General features: G+C 62.6%; 11 protein-coding genes. All 11 read right to left on the bottom strand.

Features of this window, described 5'->3' with window-relative positions:
• Positions 1-29: 29 nt before the first annotated feature.
• Positions 30-1,247 (bottom strand): phenylacetate--CoA ligase family protein, encoded by a 1,218-nt coding sequence (locus AC2FNZ_RS15660; protein ID WP_496841194.1) that lies wholly within the window; start codon positions 1,245-1,247, stop codon positions 30-32.
• Between the two features lie 19 nt (positions 1,248-1,266).
• Positions 1,267-2,100, bottom strand: coding sequence for an ABC transporter ATP-binding protein (locus AC2FNZ_RS15655; protein ID WP_093963948.1), 834 nt, complete (start codon positions 2,098-2,100; stop codon positions 1,267-1,269).
• A gap of 84 nt (positions 2,101-2,184) precedes the next feature.
• Positions 2,185-3,468, bottom strand: a complete 1,284-nt coding sequence (locus tag AC2FNZ_RS15650; protein WP_093963947.1) for an ABC transporter substrate-binding protein — start codon at positions 3,466-3,468, stop codon at positions 2,185-2,187.
• A 71-nt stretch (positions 3,469-3,539) separates the two neighbouring features.
• Positions 3,540-4,616, bottom strand: a complete 1,077-nt coding sequence (locus AC2FNZ_RS15645; RefSeq protein ID WP_093963946.1) for a branched-chain amino acid ABC transporter permease — start codon at positions 4,614-4,616, stop codon at positions 3,540-3,542.
• Between the two features lie 3 nt (positions 4,617-4,619).
• A complete protein-coding gene (locus AC2FNZ_RS15640) occupies positions 4,620-4,877 on the bottom strand; it encodes a hypothetical protein (RefSeq protein WP_093963945.1) in 258 nt (85 codons plus the stop codon).
• A 3-nt stretch (positions 4,878-4,880) separates the two neighbouring features.
• Positions 4,881-5,867, bottom strand: coding sequence for a branched-chain amino acid ABC transporter permease (locus tag AC2FNZ_RS15635; protein ID WP_093963944.1), 987 nt, complete (start codon positions 5,865-5,867; stop codon positions 4,881-4,883).
• A gap of 29 nt (positions 5,868-5,896) precedes the next feature.
• Positions 5,897-6,718, bottom strand: coding sequence for an ABC transporter ATP-binding protein (locus AC2FNZ_RS15630; RefSeq protein ID WP_093963943.1), 822 nt, complete (start codon positions 6,716-6,718; stop codon positions 5,897-5,899).
• Between the two features lie 77 nt (positions 6,719-6,795).
• A complete protein-coding gene (locus AC2FNZ_RS15625) occupies positions 6,796-8,739 on the bottom strand; it encodes an AMP-binding protein (protein WP_496834691.1) in 1,944 nt (647 codons plus the stop codon).
• A gap of 173 nt (positions 8,740-8,912) precedes the next feature.
• A complete protein-coding gene (gene mutT, locus AC2FNZ_RS15620) occupies positions 8,913-9,311 on the bottom strand; it encodes an 8-oxo-dGTP diphosphatase MutT (protein WP_093964374.1) in 399 nt (132 codons plus the stop codon).
• A 55-nt stretch (positions 9,312-9,366) separates the two neighbouring features.
• Positions 9,367-10,593, bottom strand: coding sequence for a bifunctional glutamate N-acetyltransferase/amino-acid acetyltransferase ArgJ (argJ, locus tag AC2FNZ_RS15615; RefSeq protein ID WP_496841193.1), 1,227 nt, complete (start codon positions 10,591-10,593; stop codon positions 9,367-9,369).
• A 6-nt stretch (positions 10,594-10,599) separates the two neighbouring features.
• The gene (locus AC2FNZ_RS15610) at positions 10,600-11,448 is read right to left on the bottom strand and encodes a peptidylprolyl isomerase (protein WP_496834634.1); all 849 of its coding nucleotides are present in this window, start codon (positions 11,446-11,448) and stop codon (positions 10,600-10,602) included.
• Positions 11,449-11,591 lie beyond the last annotated feature (143 nt).

Here is an 11,591-nt window from a genome sequence, read left to right as displayed (position 1 = left end):
CGCATTTGGCCGCAGAACCCCGGGCCGGATCAGTCATAGACGCGCTGATCCTCGATCACCAGCCCGTCCTTGGGCAGCGTGCCGGGTGGCACCACCTGAACGGTGCCCTTCAGCTTGAGAACCTCGACCACCGACTTGGCATAGGTGCCGTCATCGCCGCCGGGGCTTTCGATCTGCACGGTCATCGTGTCCATCTCGCCCTGCCGGGCAGCGATGACGCGAGCCTTGACGATCTCGTCATGCTTGGCGACCAGCGCGGCCACCTGTTCGGGGCGCACGAACATGCCCTTGATCTTGGTGGTCTGATCGGCGCGCCCCATCCAGCCCTTGATGCGGAGGTTGGTGCGGCCACAGGGCGACTGCCCGGGCAGCACCGCCGACAGATCACCGGTGGCAAAGCGGATCAGCGGATAGTCGGGGTTGAGGGAGGTCACCACGACCTCGCCGACCTCGCCTTCCGCCACCGGTGTTCCGGTGCCGGGGGTCACGATTTCGACGATGACATGCTCGTCGATGATCATGCCCTCCATCGCGGCGCTTTCATAAGCGATGTTGCCCAGATCGGCCGTGGCATAGCATTGCAGGCAGGAAATTCCGCGATCGGCGTAGGCCTGGCGCAGGCTGGGGAACAGTGCCCCGCCGCCCACGACAGCCTTCGAGAAGTTCAGAGCGACGCCCATCTCATCGGCCTTGTCCAGGATCACCTTCATGTAGTCGGGCGTGCCGGCATAGGCGGTGCAGCCCACGTCGCGCGCGGCGGTGACCTGAAGTTCGGTCTGGCCGGTGCCCGCGGGCAGCACGGCGGCGCCCACGGCACGCGCGCCGTTTTCAAAGATCATGCCCGCGGGTGTCAGGTGATAGCCAAAACAGTTCTGCACGATATCGCCCCGGCCCACGCCCGCCGCATGCAGGAACCGGCCCATGCGCCACCAGTCGTGATCGACTCCGCCGGGTTCATAGATCGGCCCGGGCGACTGGAACACGTGGGCAAAGCCATGGGCGGGTTTGACGGTAAATCCGCCAAAGGGCGGGTGCTGACCCTGCGCCTTGGTCAGGTCGGACTTGCGCAGAACCGGCAGCCTGGGCAGATCCGCGATGGTCTGGACCGTATCCAGATCGACATCGGCGAAATGGGCCGCGAACCCGGGCGCGGATTTCGCCCGCGCCAGCTGTTCGCGCAGACCGGCCGATTGCTCGGCGGCGCGCTGATCGGCCGAACGGGTTTCCAGAGCATCGTAGAATGTCATCGCCAGATCCTCCATCCGCTCACAGCCACCTTTTGCGGCGACGATAGGACCGCACATCGCGGAAACTCTTGCGGCCTTCGTCGGACATGCCGAGGTAGAATTCCTTGACGTCCGGGTTCTCGCGCAGTTCAGCGGCGGGGCCGTCCATCACCACGCGCCCAGATTCCAGAATATATCCGTAATGGGCAAAGCGCAGCGCCACGTTGGTGTTCTGTTCGGCCAGCAGGAAGGACACACCTTCCTGTTCGTTCAGGTCCTTCACGATGGTGAAGATCTCCTCGACCAGCTGCGGCGCAAGGCCCATCGAGGGCTCGTCCAGCAGGATCGTCTCGGGGCGGCTCATCAGCGCGCGGCCCATGGCGACCATCTGCTGTTCCCCGCCCGAGGTATAGCCCGCCTGGCTGCGGCGCCGCTCTTTCAGACGGGGGAAATAGTTGTAGACCAGTTCAAGATCCTGCTGGATGGCGGCCTTGCCGTCCTTGCGGGTATAGGCCCCGGTCAGCAGGTTTTCCTCGACGGTCAAATGTTCGAAACAGTGGCGGCCTTCCATCACCTGGATGACGCCCTTCTGCACCAGGTCGGCCGGGTCGCGCTCGTGCACGTTCTGGCCGCGATACTTGATCGAGCCCTTGGTGACCTCGCCGCGTTCGGAATGCAGCAGGTTCGACACCGCCTTGAGCGTCGTCGTCTTGCCGGCCCCGTTGCCGCCCAGCAGCGCGGTGATCCCGCCCTTGGGCACGGTCAGGCTGACGCCTTTCAGCACGAGGATCACATGGTTGTAGATCACCTCGATATTGTTGACCTCAAGCAGGGTTTCCGCCTGCACGTCAGTGGTTTGTGCCGCATCCAGCATCAGCGCGTGTCCTCATGCCTGCCCCATTTCGGGGCTTGTCCGGTTCGGGACGGCGGTCAGCCGCCGCCCCGGTGTTCGTGCCGCTTAGTTGCAGCCCGGTTCGATGTTGTTTTCAGCCGCGTATGCGCTCGAGTCTTCCTCGATCAGCGGGCCGATCACGTCCGTATCGGTAGCCTTGAACTCCGAGATCAGAGTCCAGGTCTTGCTGTCTGCATCCCACTGGGTCACGCCCACAAGGGCATCCCCCCCGTGGTTTTCACAGCTGACCGAGAAGGTCGGACCAAAGTTCGGCAGGCCCAGTTCGGCCATCTTCGCTTCGGTCATCTCAAGCGCTTCCATACCGTCGCGCATGTCGCCCGAGGTGATGTCAGCCTTGCCCGAGATTTCCTGTGCCTTCTTGGCGGCCTCAGCGGCCAGCATCGCAGCATAGAGACCGCGGTTGTACAGGACCGTACCGACCTGATCGCCAGCACCGGCGGCCTTGCCAGCGTCGATGACGTATTTCTGCAGGTCGTCATACAGCGGATAGTCCGAGCCGACGTTGTGGAAGGTCAGCGCCTTGTAACCATCCGCGGCCGCACCGGCGGGCATGACGTCATGCTCAGCGCCGGACCACCAGATGCCGATGAAGTTTTCCATCGGGAACCGGATGTTCGCGGCTTCCTGGATGGCCACCTGGTTCATCACGCCCCAGCCCCACATCAGGACATAGTCGGGACGATCGCGGCGGATCTGCAGCCACTGCGATTTCTGCTCCTGGCCCGGGTGATCGACCGGCAGGGCCACCAGTTCGTAGCCATGCTTCTTGGACAGCTCTTCCAGCGTACGGATCGGCTCCTTGCCGTAGGCCGAGTTGTGGTAGACCAGCGCGATCTTTTTGCCGCTCAGATCACCGCCGTTTTCCTCGAGCAGATAGTTGATCGCACCCGACGCACCGTCCCAGTAGTTGGCCGGATAGTTGAACGTGTGGCTGAACACCTTGCCGTTCTTGGCCGAGGTGCGGCCATATCCCATCGTGTGCATCGGGATGTCGTCAGCGGTGGTTTTCGGGATCAGCTGATAGGTGATGCCGGTCGACAGCGGCTGATACACCAGTGCACCTTCGCCCTTGGTCGATTCATAACATTCGACACCCTTCTCGGTGTTGTAACCGGTTTCGCACTCGATGACGTTGGCCGGAACACCACCGATGCCGCCGTCCCGCTCGTTGAGCAGAGTGAAATAGTCCGCGTAGCCATCCGCGAAGGGGATGCCGCCCGCGGCGTAAGGCCCGGTGCGGTAGCTGAGCGACGGGAACACGAGGTCGGCCATTGCCGGCCCCGCGGCCATCAGCGCACCCAGCGCCATGGTTGCCAGTTTCTTGTTCATCGGGTGTCTCCTCCCTTGGTTTGTCCGATGTTGGTTCGGGCTTTGCGCCCCCTTCTTGATTGGGCCGGTCCCTAGTGCGGGAAAGGCCAGAGTCTCAGTTTCTCCTTGGCGACGCGCCACAGCTGCGCCAGACCGTGCGGTTCTAGGATCAGGAACAGGATGATCAGCCCGCCCACGATCACCAGCTGCAGATGCGCCACGATGTCGGTGGGCCAGCCCAGCATGTCCGCGCCCACGACCTTGAGCACCACCGGCAGCAGGACCAGGAAAGCCGCGCCGGCAAAGGATCCGAAGATCGAGCCCAGCCCACCGATGATGACCATGAACAGCACCAGGAAGGATTTCTGGATGCCGAAGACCTCGCCCACCTCGACCGCGCCCAGGTAGATGGCGAAGAATAGCGCGCCTGACACGCCCACGAAGAACGAGCTGACGGCAAAGGCGCTGAGCTTGGCGCGCAGCGGGTTCACACCGATGATTTCCGCGGCGATGTCCATGTCGCGGATTGCCATCCAGGTGCGCCCGGTGGTGCCGCGGGTCAGGTTGCGGGCGATGATCGCACAGGCGGTCAGGAAGATCAGGCAGAACAGGTAGGTCGCCCAGGCCGGCGCGTTGGGGCCGGTGATGATGATGCCAAATACGTCACGCTCGGGCGCGTTGATCTGCCCCGAGGCCGAATAGTTGTAGAACCACGGCACCCGGTTGAAGAGCCACACCAGGAAGAACTGCGCCGCCAGCGTCGCCACCGCCAGGTAGAACCCCTTGATCCGCAGGCTGGGCAGGCCGAACAGAACGCCCACGATGGCGGTGATGCCGCCGGCCAGGATCACATGGATGAACATCGACACGTCGGGAAAGGCGGTCATCAGCTTGTAGCAGGCGTAGGCCCCAACGGCCATGAAACCGCCGGTGCCAAGGCTGACCTGCCCGCAATAACCCACAAGGATGTTCAGCCCGATCGCCGCGATCGCGTAGATCAGGAAGGGCAGCAGCAGCGCGTTGGCCCAATAGTCGTTGATGATGAACGGGATGATCCCGAACGCCACCGCCAGCACCACATAGTAGCGATACCGGTCGAACTTGATCGGGAAAGTCTGGTTGTCGTCCCTGTAGGAGGTCTTGAAGTCTCCGGCCTCACGATAGAACATGTCTTACTTTCCCCATTGTTCCTGCGCCCGGTTGCGGGCTTCGGCGTCCAGTTGGCTGGACCGTTTGGCATATCCGCTCGCCTCCGAGGCGCGCACCAGTTTCATGTAGGCCAGAACGCCCATCACCAGCCCGGCAAAGGCCAAAAGCGCGGCCACGGTCAGCTGATTGGCGGTCAGATCGTTCGAGGTAAGGGCGATGTACCCAAAGGCCCAGAACCCCGCCCACGCAATCACGTTGATGATGGCGATCAGCTTGGTCATGGCCTACACCCTCTCGATGATCTTCTCGCCGAACAAGCCCTGCGGCCGGAACACAAGGAAGATCAGCGCCAGCACATAGGCAAACCAGTTCTCGGTCGCGCCGCCCACCAGCGGACCCACAGCGAACTCGAACAGCTTTTCGCCCACACCGATGATCAGCCCGCCGACGATGGCGCCGGGGATCGAGGTGAACCCGCCCAGCATCAGAACCGGCAACGCCTTGAGCGCGATCAGCGACAGCGAGAACTGCACGCCCGACTTGGTGCCCCACATGATGCCCGCAACCAGCGCCACGAATCCGGCCACCGACCAGACCATGATCCAGATGAAGTTCAGCGAGATACCGACCGACAGCGCGGCCTGGTGGTCGTCGGCCACAGCCCGCATGGCGCGGCCCTGCTTGGTGTACTGGCTGAAGGCCACCAGCGCAGCCACCAGAAGCGCCGCGATGACCGTCGCCACGATGTCGAGATTGTCGATGAAGAAACCGTAGCCGAAGATGTTGTAGGTGGTCTCGTCGATCCACAGGTTGATGCCCTGCGGCAGACCCACGTCCAGCGTCTTGATCTCGGATCCCCACATCAGGTCAGCCACGCCTTCCAGGAAATAGGCCAGGCCGATCGTGGCCATGAACAGGATGATGGGCTCCTGCCCCACAAGGTGGCGCATAACAAAGCGCTGCACCGCCCAGGCCAGCAGGACCATCACACCCATCGTCAGAATGATCGCCAGCAGGGCCGGAACGTTCCAACCGAAATAGTGAATATGCGTGCCGAAGGTGGCGTTGATCAGATGGGCAAACGGCACTTGCCCGTTCATGATCCCCACCAGCGTCATCGCCGCGAACAGGGCCATAACCCCCTGGGCGTAATTGAAGATCCCCGATGCCTTGTAGATCAGCACAAAGCCCAGCGCGACCAGCGCATACAGCACCCCGGCCATGAGGCCGTTCAGAAAGACCTCCATCGCGAAAATCAACTGATCAGGCATCTGCGCCTCCCCTCAATTCTGTGCGGTGCTCAGTCATGGCTGACCCCCAGATAGGCGTCGATGACTTCCTGGTTGTTGCGCACCTCGTCGGGCGTGCCGTCCCCGATCTTCTTGCCGTAATCCATCACGACCACGCGGTCGCTCAGGTCCATCACCACGCCCATGTCATGCTCGATCAGGGCAATGGTCGTGCCGAATTCGTCGTTCACATCCAGGATGAAGCGGCTCATGTCCTCTTTTTCCTCGACGTTCATGCCGGCCATCGGCTCGTCCAGCAGCAGCAGCTTGGGTTCGGCGGCCAACGCGCGGGCCAGTTCGACGCGTTTCTTCAGGCCATAAGGCAGGCGCGCCACCGGCGTCTTGCGGATGTGCTGGATTTCCAGAAAGTCGATGATCTTCTCGACCGCCTCGCGGTTTTCCACCTCTTCCGCCTCGGCCTTGCCGCGCCAGATCGCCTGCTGCAGGATGTTGGTCTTCATGAAGTTCAGGCGGCCGGTCATCACGTTGTCCAGAACGCTCATGCCTTCGAACAGGGCGATGTTCTGAAAGGTCCGGGCGATGCCCTGGCGGGCCACTTCATAGGGTTTCATCTGCGGGCGTTTCGCCCCGTGGAACCAGACCTCGCCTTCCTGCGGAATGTAGAAGCCGGAAATCACGTTCAGCATCGAGGACTTGCCCGCGCCGTTGGGCCCGATGATCGCGCGGATCTCGCCCTGGCGGATGTCGAACGAGATATCCTTAATCGCCACCACGCCGCCGAATCGCAGGGTGATGTTCTTCATCTCCATCACCACGCCGCCGATCTTGCGGCCATCCTCGGTGACATATCCGTCGTCGGATGCATCCAGCATCGTCTACTCCTCAAACTGCGGGTGAACGGGACGGCGGGCGGGGCGATGGCCGCAGGCCGAGCGGCGCACGACCGGCCTCATTCCGCGGCCACCTTCTGATGCGACACCGGCACGACGGGCACGTCGACGATCTGCAGCGTGGCGCTGATCGATCCCTTGCGCCCGTCCTCATAGGTCACCTCGGTCGTGGTCGATACCGCCTCGGACCCGTCATAGAGCGCGGCGATGATGTCGGCGTATTTGTCCTCGACGAACTTGCGGCGCACTTTTCGGGTGCGGGTGATCTCGCCATCATCGGGGTCCAGTTCCTTGTGCAGCACTACGAACCGGTGCACCTGGCAACCCGAAAGCATCTCGTCGGCGGCAACCGACTTGTTGACCTCTTCCACATGGCTGCGGATCGTCTCCAGTACCCGCGGATGGCCCGCCAGTTCCTGGTACGACGCGTAGGCGATGTTGTTGCGCTCGGCCCAGTTGCCCACCGCCGTCAGATCGATGTTGATGAAGGCCACGCAGCGATCGCGTCCATTGCCGAACAGCACCGCTTCGAGGATGTCGGGATAGAACTTAAGCTTGTTCTCGACATATTTCGGCGCGAACATCGAGCCGTCGGCCATCTTGCCCACGTCCTTGGCGCGGTCGATGATCCGCAGATGGCCGCTGCTTTCCTCGATGAACCCCGCGTCGCCCGTGGCCACCCAGCCCTCGGGGTCCTTGGTCGAGGCGGTGGATTCGGGGTTCTTGAAGTATTCAACGAACACGCCGGGCGAGCGATAGAAGATCTCGCCATTCTCCGCGATCTTCAGCTCGACATCGGGCGCAGGCACACCGACGGTGTCGGCGCGCACCTCGCCATCGGGCTGGACGGTGATGAACACCGTCGCCTCGGTCTGACCATAAAGCTGCTTCAGGTTGATCCCCAGAGAACGGTAGAAATCGAAAATCTCAGGCCCGATCGCCTCGCCCGCGGTATACCCGACACGGAACCGGCCATAGCCCAGCGTGTCTTTGAGCGGTCCGTAAACCAGGACATTTCCGATCGCGTATTTCAGGCGATCCATGAAGCCGACGGAGTGGCCGTCCAGGATGCGCCCGCCGACCTTCTTGGCGTGATCCATGAAATAGCGGAACATCCGCTGCTTTATCGGGCTGGCATCCTCCATCCGGATCATCACGTTGGTCAGCTGGGTCTCAAACACGCGCGGCGGGGCGAAGAAATAGGTCGGACCGATCTCACGCAGGTCGGTCATCATCGTGTCAGCGCTTTCGGGGCAGTTCACGCAGAACCCGCACCAATAGGCCTGACCGATCGAGAAGATGAAATCGCCCACCCAGGCCATCGGCAGATAGGACAGGATGTCCTCGTTCCGGGTCAGGTGGTCGAACTCGGCCGAGTTCTTCGCGCTTTCGATCACGTTGCGGTTCGACAGAACCACGCCCTTGGGCTTGCCCGTGGTGCCCGAGGTATAGAGCATCACGCAGGTGTCGTCATAGGTGATTTCGGCGATGCGGCGGTCCAACTCGGCGTCGAGCCGGTGATGCCCGGCGCGCCCCTCGGCCATGATGTCGCTCAGCGCGTTCATCTGGCTGTGGTCGTATTTCCGCATGCCGCGCTTGTCGGTATACAGGATGTGCTTGATCTGGTTCAGGTTGCCCTGGATCTCGATGACCTTGTCGACCTGCTCCTGATCGCCGCAGACCACGTATTTCGCGCCGCAATGGTCCAGCACATAGGCCATCTCTTCAGCGACCGAGTCCTGATACAGCGGCACCGGCACCGCGCCCACCATCTGGGCCGCGACCATCGACCAGTAATGCGCCGGGCGGTTGCGCCCGATCACGGCGATATGGTCGCCCTTTTCAACGCCAATTTCCAGAAATCCCAGCGCCAACGCGCGGATTTCGGCGGCCGTTTCCGCCCAGGTCCAGCATTGCCAGATCCCGAATTCCTTTTCGCGGTAGGCCGGGGCATCCCCGAACTGCGTCGCATTGCGGTTTAGCAGCGCCGGAAGGGAGTGCATCCCCTCGGCGCCCGACTGCGTCTGAGCCAATTCTATCTCTCCTCCCCATCCGGCCCCGGTTTGGGCCGGAACGACGTCGCCGGGTCAGACCCGCGCGCCGCTGCCCCGATTAAGGACAAGGAGGACGATCAGCGTCAACTTTTTCGTGAAGTTTTCCGGAATCTTACGAATTGTTACAACCAATCCCGCAAGATCGGGATCAGCGGAACATCTGCCGCCGGCATCGGGTAGTTCCGCAAGTCATTCGCGCGCACCCATTTCAGCGCCTGACCCTCCTTAGACTGCGGGATGCCCTCCCATTTGCGGCAGGCGAACAGTGGCATAAGCAGGTGGAAATCGTCATAGCTGTGGCTGGCAAAGGTCAGCGGCGCCAGGCACGAGGCCCAAGTGTCGATGCCCAGTTCCTCGTGCAATTCGCGGATCAGGGCGGCCTCGGGGGTTTCGCCCGGCTCGATCTTGCCGCCGGGAAATTCCCACAGCCCAGCCATGGCCTTGCCTTCCGGGCGCTGCGCCAGCAGAACCCGCCCATCCACGTCGATCAAGGCGACGGCAGAGACGAGAACCGTTTTCATGGTCGCAATCCCGGACGCAAAACCGGGCTCCACTTCTGCTGGAATAGCTTTGATTTCACGACCGGTAATCCGCGTTGATCTCGATGTACCCGTGGGTCAGATCGCAGGTCCAGACGGTGGCCTTGCCCTCGCCCAGCCCCAGATCGACCGCGATCACCAGTTCCTGGCCTTTCATGTAGGCGGCGGCGTCTTCCTCGCGATAACTGGGGCTGACCCAACCTTTTTCGGCCACAAGAATATCGCCGAAAGAAATGCTGAGTGTGTCGCGATCGGCCGCCGCGCCGGATTTGCCGATCGCCATGACGACACGGCCCCAATTCGGGTCCTCGCCCGCGATGGCGGTCTTGACCAGCGGTGAATTGGCGATGGCCAGCCCGTGGACCTTGGCATCCGCGTCCGAGGCCGCGCCGGTCACGCGGATCTCGACGAACTTCGTGGCGCCCTCGCCGTCCTTCACCACCTGATGCGCCAGATCCAGCATCACCGATTCCAGCGCCCGCGCGAAATCGGCATTGCCGGTGGCCTCCACGCCCGAAGCGCCGGTCGCGCACAGCAGCAGGCTGTCCGAGGTCGAGGTGTCGCTGTCCACGGTGATGCAGTTGAAAGTCCGGTCGGTCTGCTCGGACAGCATCCGTTGCAGCGCAGGTTGGTCGATCTTCGCATCGGTGAAGATATAGACCAGCATCGTCGCCATGTCGGGCGCGATCATGCCCGACCCTTTGGCAATCCCCGCAATAGAGACTGTTTTGCCGTCAATCTCCACCTGCGCGCTAGCGCCTTTGGGGAAGGTGTCGGTGGTCATGATCGCCCGCGCGGCCTCTTCCAACGCGTCGGCGCGCAGGCCGTCGGTCAGTTCGTCCAGCCGGGCCACGATCCGGTCATGCGGCAGCGGCTCGCCGATCACCCCGGTCGACGAGGTGAACACGCGGTTCTGCGCCACACCGGTCGCCTGCGCCACGGCTTCGGTGATCTGCTCGACCGAGGCCCGCCCGTACTGCCCGGTAAAGGCGTTGGCATTGCCCGAGTTCACCAGGATCGCCGCCGGCCCGTCGCTGGGCCCGCCGATCTTGTCCTGGCAATCCAGCACCGGCGCCGCACGTGTGGCCGAACGGGTGAACACCCCCGCCACCGCGGTACCCGGATCGAGCACCGCCAACATCACGTCGGTGCGGCCCTGATACCGCACCCCGGCGGCGACGGTGGCGAACCGCACACCGTCGATGACCGGCAGATCAGGGAAGGCCGCGGGGGCCAGCGGAGACACCTTGGTGATCTTGGCCACGCCGGGTTACTCCTGAACCAGGTCCAGCTTGCGGACCACGTCCGGGGTCAGGCCCTCGACCTCGGGGCGCTCGACGCTTCCCGCCTGCGTCAGCTCGTCGATCTTGGCCTGAATGGCCTCTTGCCGGACGGATTGAGCCAGTTCATCCCGCACCGCCGCAAACTCGGGCGCTTCGGATTTGCGTTTGTCGTTCAGGATCACCACATGCCATCCGAACTGGGTCTGCACCGGGTCCGAGACCTGACCTTTTTCCAGCCCGATCACGGCCTGTTCGAACTCGGGTACCATCTGGCCCTTGCCGAACCAGCCCAGCGCGCCGCCATTGGGGCCGGACGGACCGGTGGATTTCTCTTTGGCCAGCTCGGCAAAATCGGCGCCGTCGTCCAGTTGCGCCTTGATCTCTTTGGCCTCGTCCTCGGTCGCGACAAGGATGTGGCTGGCGTTGAACTCGTCCTCGCCTTGGAACTCGGCGAACTGCGCGTCATAGGCGGCCTGGATCGCGTCGTCCGTCACTTGAGTATCGGTGATCTGGTTCACCGTCTGCACCGCTTTCAGCGAGCGCTCTTCGTTGGTCAGCATCAGCGCGTTCAGGCGGGTCAGCTCGTCCTGCTCCTGGCTGAGCAATTGTTGCTGGATCAGCTGCTCGACGATGAACTGGTACAGGACCTCGTCTTCCAACTGCTGATACTGCGGCGGCAGGCCAGCCGCAGTGGCAATCACGTGACCCAAAGTGATCTCGTCGCCGTTGACGCGCGCCACAACCGTATCGGCAGAGGGTTCGGTTTCAGCGGCGACAGGCAGGGCCATCATGGCCGCAAGAGCCAGCGATGGCAGAAAAGTGAGACCTTTGGGCATGAATTCATCCTATATTCTGGCCGCGACAGGGCGTGGCGTTGACACTCTGGAACCTGCCGCTTACATCGCTTGCAGCCTTTGACAGGACCATCTTTTCCTCCCAGCTATCTATGGGTTGCGCGCAAGGTGGGCAAGCCTGTCGC

Source organism: Ruegeria sp. SAZA006, from assembly GCF_059613465.1.
The sequence above is the reverse complement of the archived record's forward strand: the minus strand, read 5'-3'. Positions and strand labels throughout refer to the sequence as shown.

What these genes read in the sequence shown, in the direction of transcription:
- AC2FNZ_RS15635 (WP_093963944.1), bottom strand. Translation starts at nt 5,867, where the DNA reads ATGCCTGATCAGTTGATTTTCGCGATGGAGGTCTTTCTGAACGGCCTC.
- AC2FNZ_RS15640 (WP_093963945.1), bottom strand. Translation starts at nt 4,877, where the DNA reads ATGACCAAGCTGATCGCCATCATCAACGTGATTGCGTGGGCGGGGTTC.
- AC2FNZ_RS15645 (WP_093963946.1), bottom strand. Translation starts at nt 4,616, where the DNA reads ATGTTCTATCGTGAGGCCGGAGACTTCAAGACCTCCTACAGGGACGAC.
- mutT (WP_093964374.1), bottom strand. Translation starts at nt 9,311, where the DNA reads ATGAAAACGGTTCTCGTCTCTGCCGTCGCCTTGATCGACGTGGATGGG.
- AC2FNZ_RS15650 (WP_093963947.1), bottom strand. Translation starts at nt 3,468, where the DNA reads ATGAACAAGAAACTGGCAACCATGGCGCTGGGTGCGCTGATGGCCGCG.
- AC2FNZ_RS15610 (WP_496834634.1), bottom strand. Translation starts at nt 11,448, where the DNA reads ATGCCCAAAGGTCTCACTTTTCTGCCATCGCTGGCTCTTGCGGCCATG.
- AC2FNZ_RS15625 (WP_496834691.1), bottom strand. Translation starts at nt 8,739, where the DNA reads ATGCACTCCCTTCCGGCGCTGCTAAACCGCAATGCGACGCAGTTCGGG.
- AC2FNZ_RS15655 (WP_093963948.1), bottom strand. Translation starts at nt 2,100, where the DNA reads ATGCTGGATGCGGCACAAACCACTGACGTGCAGGCGGAAACCCTGCTT.
- AC2FNZ_RS15630 (WP_093963943.1), bottom strand. Translation starts at nt 6,718, where the DNA reads ATGCTGGATGCATCCGACGACGGATATGTCACCGAGGATGGCCGCAAG.
- AC2FNZ_RS15660 (WP_496841194.1), bottom strand. Translation starts at nt 1,247, where the DNA reads ATGACATTCTACGATGCTCTGGAAACCCGTTCGGCCGATCAGCGCGCC.